This is a genomic window from Bradyrhizobium murdochi, from assembly GCF_000472965.1.
In the GTDB taxonomy this organism is placed as follows: domain Bacteria; phylum Pseudomonadota; class Alphaproteobacteria; order Rhizobiales; family Xanthobacteraceae; genus Bradyrhizobium; species Bradyrhizobium murdochi.
This window is the reverse complement of sequence record NZ_KI421483.1, coordinates 224,562-241,433: the sequence shown is the minus strand read 5'-3', so window position 1 is coordinate 241,433 and position 16,872 is coordinate 224,562. Positions and strand designations below refer to the sequence as shown.

General features: G+C 63.4%; 19 protein-coding genes and 1 riboswitch. Of the genes, 6 read left to right on the top strand and 13 right to left on the bottom strand.

The features are described 5' to 3' along the window. Nucleotides 1–157 precede the first annotated feature (157 nt). Together YUO_RS43495 and YUO_RS0138855 are read left to right on the top strand one after the other, a co-directional pair. Nucleotides 158–1,432 (top strand): ATP-grasp domain-containing protein, encoded by a 1,275-nt coding sequence (locus YUO_RS43495; protein ID WP_035728630.1) that lies wholly within the window; start codon nt 158–160, stop codon nt 1,430–1,432. Between the two features lie 452 nt (nt 1,433–1,884). Further along, a complete protein-coding gene (locus tag YUO_RS0138855; RefSeq protein ID WP_028351930.1) occupies nt 1,885–2,127 on the top strand; it encodes a hypothetical protein in 243 nt (80 codons plus the stop codon). 30 nt (nt 2,128–2,157) lie between these two features. On the opposite strand, the gene YUO_RS0138850 is transcribed toward YUO_RS0138855, so the two are convergent. From YUO_RS0138850 to YUO_RS0138840, 3 genes are all read right to left on the bottom strand, one after another. Then, nucleotides 2,158–2,448 (bottom strand): hypothetical protein, encoded by a 291-nt coding sequence (locus tag YUO_RS0138850; RefSeq protein WP_028351929.1) that lies wholly within the window; start codon nt 2,446–2,448, stop codon nt 2,158–2,160. Between the two features lie 6 nt (nt 2,449–2,454). Then, nucleotides 2,455–2,694 (bottom strand): hypothetical protein, encoded by a 240-nt coding sequence (locus YUO_RS43490; RefSeq protein WP_051379883.1) that lies wholly within the window; start codon nt 2,692–2,694, stop codon nt 2,455–2,457. 295 nt (nt 2,695–2,989) lie between these two features. Beyond that, on the bottom strand, nt 2,990–5,257 hold the full coding sequence (locus tag YUO_RS0138840) for a TonB-dependent receptor (RefSeq protein WP_028351928.1): 2,268 nt from the start codon (nt 5,255–5,257) through the stop codon (nt 2,990–2,992). Between the two features lie 113 nt (nt 5,258–5,370). Beyond that, a riboswitch (cobalamin riboswitch) is annotated at nt 5,371–5,571 on the bottom strand. Between the two features lie 135 nt (nt 5,572–5,706). Between YUO_RS0138840 and YUO_RS0138835 the strand changes: the two genes are divergently transcribed. Genes YUO_RS0138835 through YUO_RS0138825 form a run of 3 tightly spaced genes read left to right on the top strand, consistent with a single transcriptional unit; the run spans nt 5,707 to nt 8,362 of the window. Further along, nucleotides 5,707–6,750, top strand: a complete 1,044-nt coding sequence (locus YUO_RS0138835; RefSeq protein WP_051379882.1) for a FecCD family ABC transporter permease — start codon at nt 5,707–5,709, stop codon at nt 6,748–6,750. Continuing rightward, nucleotides 6,747–7,529, top strand: a complete 783-nt coding sequence (locus tag YUO_RS0138830; RefSeq protein ID WP_028351926.1) for an ABC transporter ATP-binding protein — start codon at nt 6,747–6,749, stop codon at nt 7,527–7,529. Before YUO_RS0138835 ends, YUO_RS0138830 begins: the two co-directional genes overlap by 4 nt. Continuing rightward, the gene (locus YUO_RS0138825) at nt 7,529–8,362 is read left to right on the top strand and encodes an ABC transporter substrate-binding protein (protein WP_051379881.1); all 834 of its coding nucleotides are present in this window, start codon (nt 7,529–7,531) and stop codon (nt 8,360–8,362) included. Before YUO_RS0138830 ends, YUO_RS0138825 begins: the two co-directional genes overlap by 1 nt. 119 nt (nt 8,363–8,481) lie before the next feature. On the opposite strand, the gene YUO_RS0138820 is transcribed toward YUO_RS0138825, so the two are convergent. The 10 genes from YUO_RS0138820 to soxC form a co-directional block, all read right to left on the bottom strand. Further along, nucleotides 8,482–9,525 (bottom strand): MBL fold metallo-hydrolase, encoded by a 1,044-nt coding sequence (locus YUO_RS0138820; protein ID WP_028351924.1) that lies wholly within the window; start codon nt 9,523–9,525, stop codon nt 8,482–8,484. 149 nt (nt 9,526–9,674) lie between these two features. Continuing rightward, nucleotides 9,675–10,133: a DsrE family protein gene (locus tag YUO_RS0138815; RefSeq protein ID WP_028351923.1), complete on the bottom strand. Its 459-nt coding sequence runs from the start codon at nt 10,131–10,133 to the stop codon at nt 9,675–9,677. Further along, nucleotides 10,133–11,881, bottom strand: a complete 1,749-nt coding sequence (gene soxB / locus YUO_RS0138810) for a thiosulfohydrolase SoxB (protein WP_028351922.1) — start codon at nt 11,879–11,881, stop codon at nt 10,133–10,135. Before soxB ends, YUO_RS0138815 begins: the two co-directional genes overlap by 1 nt. A gap of 26 nt (nt 11,882–11,907) precedes the next feature. After that, entirely contained in the window at nt 11,908–12,225 is a 318-nt protein-coding gene (locus YUO_RS0138805; RefSeq protein ID WP_430649597.1) for a hypothetical protein, read from the bottom strand. Continuing rightward, on the bottom strand, nt 12,222–13,088 hold the full coding sequence (soxA, locus tag YUO_RS0138800) for a sulfur oxidation c-type cytochrome SoxA (RefSeq protein WP_028351920.1): 867 nt from the start codon (nt 13,086–13,088) through the stop codon (nt 12,222–12,224). The genes YUO_RS0138805 and soxA overlap by 4 nt, the downstream gene beginning before the upstream one ends. Then, the gene (soxZ, locus tag YUO_RS0138795; RefSeq protein WP_028351919.1) at nt 13,085–13,396 is read right to left on the bottom strand and encodes a thiosulfate oxidation carrier complex protein SoxZ; all 312 of its coding nucleotides are present in this window, start codon (nt 13,394–13,396) and stop codon (nt 13,085–13,087) included. The genes soxA and soxZ overlap by 4 nt, the downstream gene beginning before the upstream one ends. 20 nt (nt 13,397–13,416) lie before the next feature. After that, complete coding sequence (gene soxY, locus YUO_RS0138790; RefSeq protein ID WP_028351918.1) at nt 13,417–13,911, bottom strand: thiosulfate oxidation carrier protein SoxY; 495 nt, start codon at nt 13,909–13,911, stop codon at nt 13,417–13,419. Nucleotides 13,912–13,953: 42 nt separating this feature from the next. Continuing rightward, on the bottom strand, nt 13,954–14,274 hold the full coding sequence (gene soxX / locus YUO_RS0138785) for a sulfur oxidation c-type cytochrome SoxX (RefSeq protein ID WP_028351917.1): 321 nt from the start codon (nt 14,272–14,274) through the stop codon (nt 13,954–13,956). A gap of 59 nt (nt 14,275–14,333) precedes the next feature. Further along, a complete protein-coding gene (locus YUO_RS0138780) occupies nt 14,334–15,008 on the bottom strand; it encodes a c-type cytochrome (RefSeq protein ID WP_028351916.1) in 675 nt (224 codons plus the stop codon). Beyond that, a complete protein-coding gene (gene soxC / locus YUO_RS0138775) occupies nt 14,992–16,236 on the bottom strand; it encodes a sulfite dehydrogenase (protein WP_083754903.1) in 1,245 nt (414 codons plus the stop codon). The genes YUO_RS0138780 and soxC overlap by 17 nt, the downstream gene beginning before the upstream one ends. 217 nt (nt 16,237–16,453) lie before the next feature. Here soxC and YUO_RS0138770 point away from each other — a divergent pair, with 217 nt between their 5' ends. After that, nucleotides 16,454–16,843: an ArsR/SmtB family transcription factor gene (locus tag YUO_RS0138770; RefSeq protein WP_083754902.1), complete on the top strand. Its 390-nt coding sequence runs from the start codon at nt 16,454–16,456 to the stop codon at nt 16,841–16,843. Nucleotides 16,844–16,872: the final 29 nt, after the last annotated feature.

Genomic DNA, 16,872 nt, shown 5'->3' with positions numbered 1-16,872 from the left:
AATCCTGTGTAACTTGCGGCCCGGCAGGGCCGAAAATATAGGCAGGCCGTTATTTGTCCATGAATGCCACTGCATGGCTGCCCCGGCGCAGGGCAGGGCGCACGAATGCCGCCATTAAATTGGGAGACAAAGGCGGTCGACGCGGCAATGATCCGGCATGCCTGATCCCGCAACACCGCTCCGGGTACTGGTCTCCGAAGGTTCCTCGACCTCGGCCCGAGAGGCCATTACGATTCTCGGTCTTTCGGGCCATCACGTCGAGGTCTGCGATCCCTCGCCCTGGTGTCTGTCGCGGTTCTCGCGCTTCGTCCGCAAATTTCATCGCTGCCCTGGACTGCGGGACGACCCAGCCGGTTACCTGGCCTTCGTCGAGCAGCGACTGGCCGGCGGGAAGTTCGACGTGCTGCTGCCGACGCATGAGCAGGGATTTTTGTTTGCGCGGGTCGCGCAGCGCATCGAAGGCCGCGCCGGTCTCGCGCTGCCGAACTTCGAGAGCTACCGCGAGGCGCATAGCAAGGCCGGCTTCAGCCGGCTGCTCGATCGGTTGAAATTGCCGCAGCCGTCGACGCGCATCGTGCAATCCGCGCAAGGGGTGCGCGATGCGGTTCGCTTTCCGGCCGTCGTGAAGACTTCAGTCGGCACCGCCAGCCGGGGCATCTGGTTCGTGCGCGGCGCGGACGACCTGATGCGCGCGCTGCACGATCTCGAGGACAGCGACGCATTCGTCGGTGAGGTGCTGGTGCAAGACCTCGTCGCAGGCACTACCGAGAAGGCGCAATCGGTGTTCTGCCGCGGCCGGATGCTGGGCTTTCATGCCTATCGGCAGATCGCGGCGGGTGTTGGTGGCGGCGAGGCGATCAAGCAGAGCGTGAGCCGGCCGGTCGTTCGCGCTTACGTCGAGCAGGTCGGCCGGGCGCTCGATTGGCACGGCGCGCTGTCGGTCGATTACATCATGCCGGACGTCGATACCGCGCCATTGCTGATCGATTGCAATCCGCGGCTGGTCGAGCCGATGAATGCCTATCGCTCCGGCGTCGACCTCGTCGGACTTTTGCTTCTGATCTCGCTGGGCGAGACGCCGGCTCCCTTGCTTGCCAGCCGCGAGGGCGTGCTCACGCACTTGGCGATGCAGGCGTTCCTGGGATGTGCGGCACGCGGCGGAACGCGGCCCGACATTCTCAGGGAATGTTTGGATCTCGCTGCGGCGCGCGGGCCTTATGCCGGCAGCAGCGAAGAACTTACCCCGGTGCAGTCGGACTGGATCAGCGCCGTGCCGCTGACGATCACGGCAGCCGTGCTGCTGGCTTCGCCGAAGCTGGCGATCAAACTAGCGCTCGGCGGTTTTGGCGCGCATCTGCTCGATGCAGCGAGTATTCGGGCGATTGAAAGCGAAGGCTTCTACCAACAGAGCCCGTCATCGCCCGCGAGGTGAATCGTAGGGTGGGCAAAGGCGCCCTTCGCGCCGTGCCCACCATTTGCACCGCGATCTCGTCTTGAATGGTGGGCACGCTTCGCTTTGCCCACCCTACAAATCGCGTGCCGCGCTACAACGGCTCATCATCAGGGCCATAACGGTCCCGCTTCGGCGTAGCGATGTCGCCGTCCTCGTGGTCCTCTTCCTCCTCAACCGGCGGGCTCGGCGGCTTTTTCGGTTTGGCATCGCCTTGTTTCGGAGGCTCGCTGTTCTTCCTGCCTGTTCCGCCCATATGATTTCACCAAAGTGATGCATCTTTGCCGGATCAATCGGCGTTTGCGCTGCATGCCGACTCAGGGTAACGGCATGACCTCAATCTAATCGCGGCCGGAAGGTATCCTAGCGCCGGTCAAACGATTCTTCCCGCCCTTTTTGCGGCTTCAGCTCGAAGGGCATCACATGGAGCCAGTATGAAGAAGCCCCGCATTGCGCTCGATGAACCGCAACAGCGCAAGATCCTCCGCGCCGACAAGGCACCGACCACCGGTTATTCGCTGGTCGTGGATGGCCACTTCAAGTCGCATCACGATACGGTGGAGGCGGCTGAGGAAGCGGGCATGGCGTTGAAGAACCGCTTCCAGATGCTTCAGGTGCAGGTTTACGATGCCGAGAACAAGACGCGATCGATGATCGATTGGCCGGGGCCGGCGTAACGCCGGCTCTTTGAGCTCGATCGGCCGATCTCAGGTTCGCCGCCCGCCGTTCTGCTGGCTCGCCAGCCACTCAGACAGGGCCACCGGCTTCTCGTTGGGCCGCTTTGTGCTGCTGCGCGCCTTCTTTGCGGCCTTTGCGGCGGGCGCACGTTGCGGCTCGGCTGCTTCGCGCGCGAGCCGTAACGCCTTCAGCTTTGCCATATTGTCGAGCACGGCTTTCGCCGCTGCGTCGCGTTCGGCCTTGCCGGAGTTTGCGTCCTGAACGGCCTTGGCCGCCTTGTCGAAGCGCGCCTGGGCGCGATCGCGATCCTCTTTCGTCATTTCAAGTCAGCCTCTTTTCGCAATCCTGGCTTTGGTCTTGCCCTTGACCTTCGATTCCGGCGGATTTGCACGGTCGGCCGCTTCTTTTGCCAGGCGCAGCGCGCGCAGCTTCTCGGTTCGCTGGCGGATCGCGATATCGGCAGCCGCGATCTCGGCCATCGCCTTGATGCCGTCGACTTCCTGGGCGCGCTTGCGGTTGAGCCTCATTTCTTTCAGCTCGGCGGCGCTCTTCGGCTCATCATTCATGTCATACCTCTGAAATCACGACTGATATCGTCGAGCGGTCTGTGGCCCATTTACCACGGATCGGCGCGCAGAGGATGTTATTTTCGGTCGAAAATGGCGCAGTTTCTGACAGAATCTGCCTTGGTATGAAATGTTGGCGGGGAACACGGCAGGTCGAGCCGGTCCGGCAGCAAGCCGAACCGGCTAGAGCCTTTTCGGTTCTGATTGAATCAGAACCGGGCTCCAGATTCTTGTTTTGACGCGTTTTCTTGACGCGAACCGGTGTCCACTTCGCTTGAAAACGCTCTAACGTTAGTCAGAACGTCGCGCCGGCCTTTACCATGAAGGTGCGGCCGGGCAGCGGATAGGCCGAGAAACGGCCAGGCGTGAACGAGCTCGCGATGGCGTAGTCGTAATAGAGCGCGTTGAACAGATTGTTCACGCCCACCGACCAGAAGAAGCGATCGTAGGCGCCGCTCAATTTCAAATCGACGGTGGCGTCCGCCGGAATGCGCCGTTGGGTGTTGGCCTGGTCATTGTCCATCACGCGTTCGCTCCAGGCGCGCACCGTGGCGTCGAACACCAGATAGTTCTGCCAGATGTTCCAGGTGACGCCGCCGCTCGCGGTGTAGCGCGACACCAGCGGCACGTCATTGCCCGCGAATGCACCCTCGCGGAAGGCGGCACGGGTGTAGGCCGCGCCGCCGCGGAGCGTCACCGTGTCACTGACGCGCAGCGAAGCGCTGGTCTCCGAGCCGTAGCGGCGGGTCGGACCGAGGTTGACGTTGAAAAACAGCGCCGGGATGAAATGGATCTCGTTCTCGAGGTCCATGTTGTAGATGCTTGATTGCATCTGGAAGCCACCGCTCTTGATGCGGAATCCACCCTCGATGTCGTGCGAGGTCTGGGTCTTCAACTGGAAAGTCCCTGGAACGAAGAAGGGGCCGCTGGAGACGCGCTCGTCGACGGTCGGGGTTCGGAATGCGCGCGCGGCGCGGCCGAATACCGAGAACGCGCTGTTGAATCGATGCTCGAGGCCAGCATGGAGCGCGTATTGTGTTTCGTTGCTGTCCAACGGAGAGGCCGCTGGGCTGCAACTGAAGAACATGGCGCAACCGGGCGCGTTGGGGTCGTACCGATCCCGGGCACTCAGGCTGGTGTTTTGAATCCTGGCGCCGTAAGAGAAATCCGTCGTCGGCAACAGACCGACGGTTTGCTGCCAATAGCCCGCCACCGTCTGTTGCGACAGATCGTAGATGTGGGTGGGCGGAAGGCCTTTGAACGCCCCGCGTTCCTGGTTGAACGTCGCATCGTAATAATCGATGCCGGTCAGGATCTGTGAGGGAATTCCGAAGATCGAGTTCTTGACGCTCAGTCGCGGCGTGATCGACCAGGTTTGCAATGATGCGTCGTTATAGGTCGAGGAGAAGCTCGGCAGCGGCGAAGCAAACGGTACCGCGCCGAAGAAGCCGCTTTGCGTATCCTTCTTCCGAACGCCGCCGTCGACGATCAGATCGACGCCGTTCATGATTGTCTTGGTAAAGCCGGTGGTTGCGCTGGCGCCCTGCTGGTTGCCGTAATCGAACGGCGTATTGGTGCCCCTGCGATCAGTGACGAGTTGATTTAGTCCGATTGAAGGATCGACGGTACGTCCGCCCGGGAAACCGAGCTTCTGGTCGTCACCGGTCACTGTAAGGAAGGCCTTGAGGTCGGGTGTGGTATAATTGAGATTGCCGATCCCGTTGCGTTGATCGAGGGCGTTGTTGACCCGGTAACCATCAGACTTGATGGCGTTGCCATAGAAGGACGTCGACCAAGGTCCGTAGTTGGTCGCGGCCGAGATATTCGCAAGCCGCTGGTTGAACGAGCCGACGCCCGCTTCGCTGCGGATCGTGACCGGTGGGCCGCCGACGCCGTTCTTGAGGACGATGTTGACGACGCCGCCGACCGCGTTGTCACCGTAGAGCACCGCGCCGCTGTTGCCGCGGGTGATTTCGATGCGCTCGATCGAAGTGAGCGGAATGGTCGAGAGATCGACGCCGGCCATGTCGATATCGTTGAGCCTGCGGCCATTGATCAGGACGAGGCTGTTGGCGGTGGCGAACGCGCCGAACCCGCGCAAATCGACCGAGGTCTTGGCGCCGTTCACGCCGCCATAAAGGCTGGTCAACTGCACACCCGGCACCTGCGCGATGATCTCGGACAGCGTCTGGGCCGGCGAATGCGAAATTTCATCCGCCGTGATCACCGTCGCCGACGCTCCGACGATGCCGGAGAACTGCCGGCCGCCGCTGCCGCCCGCACCTTGCGATGAAACGTCCGAGCCGGTCCCGGATGCGGGCCGCCTGCCGGTCGACGGTGCAGCTGCCGGCACGACGCGGCGCGAGGTCGCCCCTTCATCGTAGGTCGGTTTGGCGCGGGTCCGGTTCGGGTCAGTAGGCGAAGTTATCTCAATCGGCGGCAATTGCTCGGATGGTGTCTGCTGCGCCGCTGCGCCGGAAACACCTAGCGATACGATCGGCAGCAGGAAACTGGAGGCGAGCCAAAGGCGGCGCTGCCGCGTGGCTCTATTGTTGGAAGACATGGTTCAGACCTCGGTATGACGTCAGTGGCACGTCACAGCGAACCAAGTATCACCATGTGCTCTCAGCAGCTCAGGTGAAGCTAATGCCTGTACTCCCCGACCGACATCTTCGCGTGTGACCACGGCTGACGGCAGGTCTCCTGGCTCGCGGGTCGTTACCCCATCGTCGCCTTCCCAGGACCGAGATGCCCAGTGGCTTTATGACGAAGGATTCGCCGCTTACAGTTGCGGGGGCAGCCGCGGAATTGGGGAATTTTCCCTGCACCGCATTCCCTTTTGATCCCCAAACGGGAACCGTCGGGAACTATGGTAGAAGTTTGTCAAAGTCCGAGTCAATGCGCCCCGGGGCGTCCGGCGATCCTCACTGGACGAGTGCGCTATTTTTGCCGCATGAGCACGCCTGCCCGCCGCCTGTACCGGGGGCGGGTAAACCTGCTTTAGGACGATCGATGAGTGTTGAGGCCGTAACCCTGACCAATGAGGAAGCCGCGCGCCGGCGGATCGGCGCGACCGCGGCGCTTGCCGCCCTCATGGTGTTCTTGATGCTGATCTCGCTCGGCATCGGGCCGGTGCGGCTGTCGCCGCTTGCGGTGGCGGAAGCGCTGTTCGGCGGCGGCAGCGAGGTGGCGCAGGTGATCGTGCGGGAGATCCGCCTGCCGCGCACGCTGCTGGCGCTCGCGATCGGCGCCATTCTCGGGCTATCGGGCGCGTCGCTGCAGGGTTTGCTCCGCAATCCGCTGGCCTCGCCCTCGCTGTTCGGCGCGCCGCAATCGGCCGCGTTCGGCGCGGTGCTGGTGATCGCGCTTGGGCTTGCCGATGTGCGCTCTTATGCGCTGCCGGTCGCGGCGATCATTGCGGCATTCGCTTCGGTGTTCGTGCTGCTCTCGATCGCCGGCCGCAATGCCGGGCTGTTGATCCTGATCCTGTCCGGTCTTGCGATATCGAGCTTTGCCGGCGCCGCCACCGCGCTGGTGATGAACCTCTCCAGCAATCCCTTCTTGGTGCTGGAGATCGCGTTCTGGCTGCTCGGTTCGCTGGAGGATCGCAGCTTTCAGCATGTGATGCTGGCGTTTCCCTTCATCATTGCCGGTGCGATCATGCTGTTCAGCCAGCGCCATGCCTTTCGCGCGCTGAGCCTGGGCGAGGAAACTGCGCAGAGCCTTGGCGTCGATGTGGGGCGTCTGCGGTTGTTCGTGATTTCAGGCGTCGCGCTCGGCGTCGGCGGCGCGGTCGCTGTCACCGGCACCATCGGTTTCATAGGCCTGGTCGCGCCGCATCTGATGCGGCCCCTGATCGGCCATGACCCCGGGCGGCTGCTGGTGCCGAGCGCATTCGCCGGCTCGGCGCTGCTGCTCGCTGCCGACATCGCGGTGCGCATCATTCCCTCGACGTCGGACATCAAGGTCGGCGTGCTGACGTCGATCATCGGCGTGCCGTTCTTCCTCTATCTGATCATGCGCGAACGCCGTGCGCTCGGCGGAGGTGTCGCATGAGCGAAACGGCGCTACTGACCGCAAGGGGGATCATCGTGCGGCTCGCCGGCCGCGTCGTGCTGAAGGACGTTTCGTTGGCGCTGTCGGCTGGACATCTGGTGGCGCTGGTCGGCCCGAACGGCGCCGGCAAGACTACGCTGCTGCGGGCGCTGGCCGGGCTGATCCCCTCCGAAGGCGAGATCGCGGTCGGCGGCGATGCGCTGGCCTCGCTGCCGCTGCGCGAGCGCGCCAAACGCTTCGGCTATCTGCCGCAGGGGCATCTCGTGCATTGGCCGCTGCCGGCGCGCGATATCGTGGCGCTCGGCCGCTACCCGCATGGCGCAACCGATCCGGCGCGGCTGTCGCCGAAGGACGCCGAGGCCGTGCTGCGCGCGATGCAGGCGGTCGACGTGATGGAGTTCAGCGATCGCCGCGTCACCGAGCTGTCCGGCGGCGAGCGCAGCCGCGTGGCGCTGGCGCGCGCGCTGGCGGTGGAGGCGCCGATCATCCTGGCCGACGAGCCCACCGCCTCGCTCGATCCGCGGCACCAGATCGACGTCATGAAGAATTTGCGCGCGACCGCGGACACGGGCGTGCTGGTCATCGTGGTGACGCACGATCTCGGGCTTGCTGCGCGGTTTGCCGACCATGTGCTGGTACTGAAGGAAGGCAATCTAGTGTCGTGGGGCACGCCGGACGAGGGGCTATCGGAGCAGGTGATGGCGGACGTGTTTCGGATCAGCGCCTACCGCGCGGAGTATCAGCGCGAGGTAGTCATCGTCCCCTGGGCGGATATCTGATGCGCCGGTTCGGCTTTCTTGTCGCCATCGCCGCGTTGGCGATGTCAGGCGGCGCAGCATTCGCGGCCAGCCCTCCGCGTATGGTGTCGATGAATGTCTGCAGCGATCAGTTGCTGCTGGCGCTGGCCGACCCCGAGCAGATTTTGGGCCTCAGCCGCTTCGCACGCGACGGCTGGCAATCGCAGGCGGGCGACATCAGCCGTTATCCGGTATTGTCAGGCGCGGCTGAGGACGTGCTCTTGCTCAAGCCGGACCTGGTCATCGCCAGCGCGTTCGACAAGCGCTCGACGCGGGAGCTGTTGAAGGCGAAGGGCCTTCATCTTGTCGAGCTCGCCGTGCCGCGAAACCTCGAAGAAGCCCGCGCGCAGATCCGCGAGGTCGGCGAGATGACCGGGCACCCCGATCGCGCGGCCGCCGAAATCGCGCGGCTCGACGCCGCGCTGGCGCGCGCCCGCCGTGCCGCTGCTGAACGGCATTATCGCGTGCTGCCGCTGTCGCGGCGCGGCTGGGTGGCGGGCAGCGACGGCTTTCTCGGTTCGCTGCTGAGCGAAGTCGGGCTAAGCAGCGCCGCCGGCGATCTCGGCTTTACATTCGGCGGATTTGCCTCACTGGAAGCGATCGTGTCCGTGAGGCCCGACATCATCGTGGTTTCGCAAGCCGGTGATTATGCGCGCGACGACGGCCAGGCGTTTCTGGTCCATCCGGCGCTGCAGCGCTTCTACCCGCCCGAGCGACGCATCGTGATTCCGGAGCGGCTCACGGAATGCGGCGGCGTCACGCTGGCGGATGCGCTCGATGCGCTGACGGCCGAGTTGAAGCGGGTGGGGCGGTGAGGCTTGCTCGATTTTGTAGGGTGGGCAAAGCGAAGCGTGCCCACCATCCAGAGCCGATGCGTTGACAGATGGTGGGCACGGCGCTGCGCGTTTTTGCCCACCCTACGGGCCGCTACGAGCTACGACTCGTGCACCACCGGCCCGCCGATCTTCTTCCACGCGTCCAGCCCGCCTTCGATATGGGCGGTGTTGGCGAGCCCCGCGTTTTTTGCCGCGGTCACCGCCATCGCCGAGCGCTCGCCGAAGGCGCAGAAGAACACGACCCGGCGGCCGGTGGCGGCGGCGACTTCGCGCAGCATGCCGCCGGGCTTGAGGCTCTCGGCGATGCCGGGGTAGGGCGCATGCAGCGCGCCCGAGATGGTGCCATGTTTGGCGCGCTCGCTGGTCTCGCGCAAGTCCACCAGCAGGATGTCGGGCCGGCCAAGGCTCGCAATCGCATCGCGGGCACAGAGCGCGAGCCCCTGCTTGGCAAGCTCCTCCTGGTGCAGGCCGACATGCATGTTGGCGGGCACCGCGACGTCCATCATCTTGGGATTCGGCAGCTTCAGGTTCGCCATCAGCTCGATATATTCGTCGACGCTGCGTACCTGCAGCCGCGGATTATAGCGGCGCTCCTCGCCGATGGTGGAAACCGTGTCGCCCTTGTAGTCATGGGCGGGGAATACCAGCGTCTCGTCCGGCAGTTTCAGAAGCCGGTTGAAGATCGATTCATATTGTGCGCGCGAAGAGCCGTTCTGGAAATCGGTTCGCCCGGTGCCGCGGATCAACAGCGTGTCGCCAGTGAAGACGCGGTCGCCCATCAAATAGCTATAGGAATCATCAGTGTGGCCGGGCGTGTACATGACATCCAGGCTGAGCCCCTCGATCGTCACCTTGTCGCCCTCGGACACCCGCATCGACACCACGTCGGCCTTGCTCTGCTCGCCCATGATTGTGATGCACTGGGTGCGGTCGCGCAGTTCGCCGAGGCCGGTGACGTGGTCGGCGTGCAGATGGGTGTCGACTGCCTTCACCAGCCGTAAATCCAGCTCGCGCAGAAGCTGGCAGTAGCGATCGGCCTTTTCCAGCACGGGATCGAGGATCAACGCCTCGCCGCCGGCGCGGCTCGCCAGCAGATAACTGTAGGTGCCGGATACGCTGTCGAAGAGTTGACGAAAGATCATGGCTACACGTCCGCGTTAACTCAGGTTGGGTCAGGGCCCGACGTAGCTCCAGCCCTGCTCCTGCAATTCCATCACTCTACCACGCCTGAGGGCGCGATGAAATTAGGACGACTCTCTCCCCGTCATTGCGAGGAGCGCTCGCAATGAATTCACGGCCGCACCAACGTATACCCGTTCCCCGTCAGAAACAGGATCTGCGCGACGCCGACCTGCACCGGCGTTGCCGCGGCGATGAATTCCGGCCGTTTGCCGGCCTCGCGTTCGAGCGTATCGACGGTGTTGAGGCAGACGTCGAAACGCGCACCTTGCGCGACCAGGCTCTCGACCATCTTGCGGTTGGGATTTTCCGGGCGCAGCAGGTCGATGCCGGGGCCGAACGCGACGACCTCGATCGCCACCTTGTCGGGGTCGTAATGCTTCATCAGGTTGCTGGCGACGCTGAGCACGAGGCCCTGCTTGCGCGGATCGTTGTCGGAGAGCTGCAGCACGATCTTGTGTTCGGCGAACGGCTTGTCCTGCAGCGGTGCCTGCTGGGCGCGGGTATGTGGCGCGGCGGCTATGATCAGAAGCGCCACGGCGGTTGCGCGAAGCATGGTCGAAAAGCCCATCATGCCTGTCCCGCAATGCCAGGATTGCCTTCAACGCCTTTCAGTGTCACGCCCGGCGGCGAGCGGTTGGGCGGTTTGCCCGACCTCAGATGCCTTGCGACGATATCCCAGACCGGCGCGCCGGTCTGCTCGTTGACGGAAGCCCAGCCCGCCACCCTATAGTGCTTGTCGGCTTCCAGCGCGCGGCCGTTGTCGAGCTTGAGTTCGGAAATCCGTCTTCCCACGGTTTCGGCCGGCGTGCAGGTGTAGGCGAGCCCGCCGACGCGGACCATGTCGCCGCCCTGCTGGTAATAGGGGTCGGTGTTGAAGAGATTGTCGCAGATGTCTTCCAGCACGTCCTTGATCTGGCCGCCGGTCATGGTCTGGACGTAGGTCTCCGGATAGGTGACGGCGGTCTGCGCCATCACGTCCTCCATCGTCAGCGGCTGGCCGGCCAGCGCCGTGGTGCCCCAGCGAAAACCCGGCGACAGCGCGATCTCCGCGTTCAATTCGCCGAGCAGCGCGTCGCAAATGAGTTGGTCCATGCTGCCGCTGAAATTGCCGCGGCGATAGAGCAGACGGTCGGCTACACCGACCTTCTCGCTGAGCGCAACAGCCTGCGGCTCGCGGATCTCATCGATCAGCGCCTGCATCGCCGGATCGGGCTTTAGCAGTTCCGAGAACACCGGCAGCAGCCGATAGCGGACATCCTTGACCTTGCCCTTGCCGATATCGAGATCGAGCACGCCCAGAAACTTGCCGTTCGAGCCGGCATTGGTGACCAGCGTGGTGCCGCGTGCGTTGGTGACGGCAATCGGTTGCGGCACGGCGTCATGGGTGTGGCCGCCAAGGATGACGTCGATGCCGGTGACGCGGCTGGCGAGCTTGAGATCGACATCCATGCCGTTGTGCGAGAGCAGAATGACGGCGTCGACCTTGTCGGTGCCACGATGCGTATCGACGAGTTTCTGCAGCTCCTCGTCGCGGATGCCGAACTTCCAGTCCGGCGTAAAGCGCTTCGGATGCGCGATCGGCACGTAGGGGAACGCCTGTCCGATCACGGCAACGCGATAGCCACCGATTTCCTTGATGACGGACGGCTTGAACACGCGGCCCGAGGCCGGATCGAACGCCTTGGCGTCATTGAAGGCGGCTTCTTCAGTGAGATAGACGTTCTGCGCCAGGAACTCGCCTTTGAAGCGTTCGAGGTTGGCGCGCAGCGCCTTCTCGCCATAGGTGAATTCCCAATGGCCGGTCATCGCCTCGATGCCGAGCAGGTTGGCGGCCTCCACCATGTCGACGCCACGCATGGTATTGGCAAGACCGGTGCCCTGCCAGAGATCGCCGCCGTCGAGCAGCAGCGAGCGGCCGGAGCCGGCTTCGCTTCGCATGCGATCAATCAACGTCTTCAGATGCGCGAAGCCGCCGAGCTTGCCGAACCGGCCGGCGCCCTTCTCGAACTCGACGTAGGTGAAGGCATAGGCATCGGCGCTGTCCGGGCGGATACCGAAACGATCGAGAAAGGCGTGCCCGACTAGATGCGGCGGGTTGCCCTGCATCGGTCCAACGCCGAGATTGACGCTCGGCTCGCGGAAGAACACCGGCCGAAGCTGCGCGTGCGTATCCGTGATGTGCAGGATACGTGCATTGCCGAAGCGCTCGAGATCGTAAACGCCCCCATTGTCGGCGCCGCGCGCCAACCGTGGCAGGCTGCCGGACAGGGTGGCAGCGCCCGCTAGCGTCAGAAAATCGCGGCGGCGGATGGTCATGCGGGTCTCCGCGCGTCGTAACGGTGTCAGCGTATTTCCAGATCCTTCCAGCGCGTCTTCTCGCTGGTGGCCTGGAAGATCGAAGCCTTGGCCAGCGCCTCCGCTTCCTTGGCCGACGCGGTGGCCTTGTCGAAATCGCCCGCATCCGCCGCCTTCTTCGCCGCCGCCAGCGTGTTCGCCGTGGTGGTCCATTGGTTGCGTAGCTTGCCGGCCTCCTTGTTGGCGGCTTCAGCCGCGGCGTAGGCCGCCTTGAATTCGTCCTCGGAGCCCGCGGCGAGCGCGGGCGCAGCGTCCGCAGCAAATAGCGCCAGAACTAATGCGGATTTCTGCATCAGGTTCCTCATGGCCGCGCTCCCGGACCTGAAATCGGCAGTCCGTTACTGACATAGGAAAGGTAATATTCGACGTTGCGATATTCGTCGTCCTGCGGGTTGAGCGGCACTGCGCGGATCTGGCTGTTGCAGGTGGTGAAGCGCCGGCTGGTGGTGCCCATGCCGCTCCATTCCGAGCGGTAGATCGGCATTGCGTTGACGATGCCAAGCGCGGGCGCGAGCACCTCAGCGCGGATACGCTCGCCCGGGCTCTGCACGTGGCAGGTGGCGCAGGAGAAGTTGAGCTGGCCGCGCCGCGTGTAGAAATATTCCTTGCCGTTCTGGTAAGCCGCGAGCGCGCGCGGATCGTTCGGAATCTTGATGTCCATCGGCTTGCCGCGCGAAGTGAAGGCCATGTAGGCGGTCAGCGCCGCCATTTCGTCCTTCACATAGGAGAACGGCGGTTCGCCATTGGCCTCGCGGCAGCGGTTCAAGGCCAACTCAAGCGTGATGACCTTGCCTTCTTTCTCGTCGAAGTAGGGGTAGTTCTGGCGAATGCCGATGCCGCCGTTCGGGAAGCAGTCGGCATAGGTCTTGCCGTTCTTGAACGGCTTGGAGAACATCTCCTTGCCCAGTTCGAGCGAGAACTCGTAGGGCGGGAACTGTTCCTTGTCCTGCCATTGCCGATAAAGGTCCTCGTTCATCGAATAGGGACCGTTGACGAAGTCCTCGAACTTTACCTTGGGAAATTTGTCTTTGAAGAACTTCTGGAACGCCTTGGCGTCGGCGACAGGATCGATCTTGTCGTCGGCCGCCAATAGCGGCGCGCCCGCCAGCGTCAGCGCGGCCAGCGCAATCGCGGCGGATGCCAGAAAGATCGCGGATCGCAGCTTCATTGTATCTTCGCCGTGGTGGTGTCGGTCGCGCCCTTGTTGTCGACCCAGCTTATCTTCAACTCGTCACCCTTCTTGGCGCCCTTGAACGCGAACTTGACGTAGGGATCCTTGGAGATGCCGCCGCCCCAGTCGGCCGTGAACACGTTCTTGCCGTCATGCTCGAAGGTGAGCTGCTGGATGAAGTGCGCTGGAATGGTCTCGCCCTTGGCGTTCTTGACGAAGCCGGAATCCATCGGGTGCTGGATCAGCGCCTGCACCTCGGTGATGTCGCCGTTCGAAGAAGCGCGCACGCGAATGGTGGATGCCATGTGAGTTCTCCCTCGATGCCCTAACCGCCGCAGCCGCCGACGGTGACCTTGACTTCCTTGGAAGCGCTGTAGAGCTTGCCGCCGGCTTCCACCAGCACGGTCACGTTGCTGGTCTTGGCCATCTTGATGCGGTTGGCGACGTTCGGCAGCGTGCCAGCCGGAATGTTGTACTTTGCAATCAGCACGTTCGGATTCTCGCTGACGAGGAACGCGATCGAGGTTACGTCGGCAAGCGTTGTGGAGACCGAGATCGGCACCACGGCGCCGTTCTCGGCGATCTCAGGCGCATCCATCTTCACCTTGTCCGAGGGCTCGGCGGTCTTGCCGTAGAGCGTCTTGATGACGTCGGCGTCGCTCTTCTGCTTGAATGCCTCTTCCGGATATTTGTCGTTGGCCGCGGCCAGCGCCGGAGTAAGGCCAAACGGAAGGTTGCCGAGGCCAACCAGCGCGACCGCGCCTGCCCCTTGCAGGATCAGGCGGCGGGTGGCCGAAAATCTGACGTCAGTCGTATTCATCGAAAATCTCCTAAGCGTGCGTCAGCACGTCTCAAACTTGCGTCACAACGTCTGCAGGAAATCCACCACCGCCTCGATTTCTTTCTCGGTCAGAAGCCGGTTCCGTCCGAAGGGCGGCATCACGGTGAGCGGATTGCGCAGGGTCTCGTCGTTGAGGATGGCGACGAGATCCTCGCGATTGGGGTATTTGCTCTTGATGTCGACCAGTTCGGGACCGATCGTGCCGGGAAGGTTGCCGCCCTTGATGACATGACAGGTCAGGCAATTGCCCTTGCTGCGGTCGAAGGCCAGCTTGCGGCCTTCATCCACCGCGGACTGCGCCTGCGCGGCGCCCGCGGACGCCAGAGCGACGAGCAGCGCCAACGCCGGAAGCTTTGCGGATTTCGTCGGGAAATGATCGGTCACAGGCGTTTCCGTAATTTCTACTTCTGTTGCATCGTATCGAGTGGCCCGGTCGTGCGCGGCGTCAGATTCCTGCCCTCGGCCGTCGACGATATCCTGACATCGGCGGCGTTGACGCAATCGTTCATGCAGGGTTTTGTCATCGTATCGGGGCGCGGATCGGTCCAGATGAAATTGTCGCGATTGCGCATTTTGACTTTCGGCAAACTGTTGCGATCGGCAACGAATTCATGGGGAACGAGATCGTTAAGGTTCAGAATATAGGCGGTCAAAGCATAAACGTCATCCGCTGACAATGTGTGCGGCGCCTGCATCGGCATGGCGCGGTTAATATAGTCCCACAGGGTCGGGGCGAACGGCCAGTAGCTGCCGACCGTCGGCTCCGGGCGCTCGTCCCGGAGCGATCCGATGCCGCCCACCAGCTTCGGAAACCGGCCCTCGCCTTCGCCGAAGGTTCCATGGCACGCCGCGCATTGTTCGGCATAAACCTCCGCGCCCCGGTCGACGGTGCCCTTGCCGGGCGGCAGGCCCGTTCCGTCCTCGCCGCGCACGTCGATGTCCCATCCGGCGATCTGCGCCGGCGTGGCCACGCTGCCGTAACCGAACGAGCCGGGTTCGGCCGCGCCGGCGAGGCCTGCGGCGCCGGCGAGCAGGATGGCTACGATCGGCAGGCAAATCTTACGCGAGCTGTACATTGAAGACGCTTCCGTCGGGCTTGACCTGCCAGATCTGGATCGAATTGTTGTGGTAGACCGAGTTTGAGCCGCGCTGTGCGCGCAGTTGTGCAATTGTCGGCTGCACATAACCGGTCACGTCGATAACGCGGGATGCGACCAGCGCGGGCCGGCCGTCCCAGCGCCAGGGCACGGTGAATTTCGTCAGCGCCTTCGACAGCACCGGTTCGTGCAGCCGCGCGGTCTGCCAGTTGACGCCGCCGTCCATGGAGACATCGACGCGCTTGACCTTGCCGTTGCCGGTCCAGGCCAGTCCCCGGATTTCATAGAGGCCGGGCCCATCGAGCGGCTTCTCCGGGCAGGGAAAGGTGACGACCGATTTGGCGTCGATCAGCCAGGTGAAGCCGCGCGAGGTGCCGTCCGGCATTAGGTCGGTGTATTTCGAGGTTTCCTCGCGGGTGTGCCACGGCTTTTCGCCAAGCTTGATCCGGCGCAGCCATTTGATGTTGACGTTGCCTTCCCAGCCCGGCACCACCAGCCGCAGCGGGTAGCCCTGTTCGGGCCGCAGCGCCTCACCGTTTTGCGCATAGACCACGAGGCAATCGTCGAGGCATTTGTCGAGCGGCAGGCTGCGATTCATATGCGCGCCGTCGGCGCCTTCGACCATCGCCCACTTCGCCTGCTTTTTGATGCCGACCTCCTCCAGCAGCGTCGACAGTTTGACCCCGGTCCATTCGGCGCAACTGACCATGCCGTGGCTGAACTGAAGCGAATTCATCTGCGCGGCGCGCCAGTTCATGCCGCCATTGGCCGGGCATTCGATGAAATGGATGCGCGACACGGACGGGAAGCGCATGATGTCCTTCATGGTGAGAAGCAGCGGGCGCTCGACGAGGCCGTGGATCATCAGCTTGTGCTGCGCCGGGTCGATATCAGGGCGGCCGGCGTGATGGCGCTCGAAGAACAACCCGTTCGGCGTGATGATGCCGTGCAGGTCCTGCAGCGGCGAAAAGCTCACTGACGATTCCGCGCTCGCGGTCAACCAGGGCACGTTGCGGCGGATGACGGAAGCTTCGGCATCGGCGGGGCGGCCATAGGGCCGGTCGACCACGCCGGCGCCGATCGATTGCGACCAGGGCGCGTCTGCGGGGGGAGACTCCTGCGCCGGGTCCGCTATGGCCTGTTTGCCGCCGACGGCAAGGCTGCTGGTCAGGGCTGCGCCGAGGCCGAGAAAGCGGCGGCGTCCCATCGGGATATCCGGGGCGGCGGGATCGGAGAGAACAGCTTTGCTGCGTAACGGGTCTGGCCGCACGTTTTCTTCCCCTTGCGGCCGCATCGCCGCATCATTTTTTGCTTTTTGCAACGATTATCCACATTTGCTAATTTAGTCAATGCTAAAGAAAGGCTGACGCGCTAGTGTGTTATGTGTGCTTCGCAGGCGCGGAAAAGATACCGGATTTGCAGCGATGAGAGCAGCCGCCCCGGCAGCCCAAGAGACAGAGCAACAGACCACGCAAGAGACCGCCTTTGTCCCCGGCGCCGACGACGCGGCGGCGCTGAAGAAGCTGGCGAAGCAGGCCGGTGACGCCGCGCAGCTCCTGAAGATGCTCGCCAATGAAAAACGCCTGCTGATCCTCTGCTTTCTTGCCGTGCGCGGCGAGATGACGGTGGGCGAGCTGGTCACTGTCGTGAATCTCAGTCAGTCCGCACTGTCGCAGCATCTGGCGAAATTGCGCGCCGACGGCCTGGTGGAATTCCGGCGAACCTCGCAGACGCTGCATTATCGCGTCGCCGATCAGCGCACACTGCGTCTACTTGAGGTGTTGAAGGAGATCTTCTGCGGCGATCTGAAGTGACGCTGCGCCACTGATTTTTCGGGGACCGA

Bases quoted from the DNA above. Each gene is read 5' to 3' on its own strand.
- YUO_RS43495 (WP_035728630.1), top strand. From the start codon at position 158: ATGCCTGATCCCGCAACACCGCTCCGGGTACTGGTCTCCGAAGGTTCC.
- YUO_RS0138855 (WP_028351930.1), top strand. From the start codon at position 1,885: ATGAAGAAGCCCCGCATTGCGCTCGATGAACCGCAACAGCGCAAGATC.
- YUO_RS0138850 (WP_028351929.1), bottom strand. From the start codon at position 2,448: ATGACGAAAGAGGATCGCGATCGCGCCCAGGCGCGCTTCGACAAGGCG.
- YUO_RS43490 (WP_051379883.1), bottom strand. From the start codon at position 2,694: ATGAATGATGAGCCGAAGAGCGCCGCCGAGCTGAAAGAAATGAGGCTC.
- YUO_RS0138840 (WP_028351928.1), bottom strand. From the start codon at position 5,257: ATGTCTTCCAACAATAGAGCCACGCGGCAGCGCCGCCTTTGGCTCGCC.
- YUO_RS0138835 (WP_051379882.1), top strand. From the start codon at position 5,707: ATGAGTGTTGAGGCCGTAACCCTGACCAATGAGGAAGCCGCGCGCCGG.
- YUO_RS0138830 (WP_028351926.1), top strand. From the start codon at position 6,747: ATGAGCGAAACGGCGCTACTGACCGCAAGGGGGATCATCGTGCGGCTC.
- YUO_RS0138825 (WP_051379881.1), top strand. From the start codon at position 7,529: ATGCGCCGGTTCGGCTTTCTTGTCGCCATCGCCGCGTTGGCGATGTCA.
- YUO_RS0138820 (WP_028351924.1), bottom strand. From the start codon at position 9,525: ATGATCTTTCGTCAACTCTTCGACAGCGTATCCGGCACCTACAGTTAT.
- YUO_RS0138815 (WP_028351923.1), bottom strand. From the start codon at position 10,133: ATGGGCTTTTCGACCATGCTTCGCGCAACCGCCGTGGCGCTTCTGATC.
- soxB (WP_028351922.1), bottom strand. From the start codon at position 11,881: ATGACCATCCGCCGCCGCGATTTTCTGACGCTAGCGGGCGCTGCCACC.
- YUO_RS0138805 (WP_430649597.1), bottom strand. From the start codon at position 12,225: ATGAGGAACCTGATGCAGAAATCCGCATTAGTTCTGGCGCTATTTGCT.
- soxA (WP_028351920.1), bottom strand. From the start codon at position 13,088: ATGAAGCTGCGATCCGCGATCTTTCTGGCATCCGCCGCGATTGCGCTG.
- soxZ (WP_028351919.1), bottom strand. From the start codon at position 13,396: ATGGCATCCACCATTCGCGTGCGCGCTTCTTCGAACGGCGACATCACC.
- soxY (WP_028351918.1), bottom strand. From the start codon at position 13,911: ATGAATACGACTGACGTCAGATTTTCGGCCACCCGCCGCCTGATCCTG.
- YUO_RS0138780 (WP_028351916.1), bottom strand. From the start codon at position 15,008: ATGTACAGCTCGCGTAAGATTTGCCTGCCGATCGTAGCCATCCTGCTC.
- soxC (WP_083754903.1), bottom strand. From the start codon at position 16,236: ATGGGACGCCGCCGCTTTCTCGGCCTCGGCGCAGCCCTGACCAGCAGC.
- YUO_RS0138770 (WP_083754902.1), top strand. From the start codon at position 16,454: ATGAGAGCAGCCGCCCCGGCAGCCCAAGAGACAGAGCAACAGACCACG.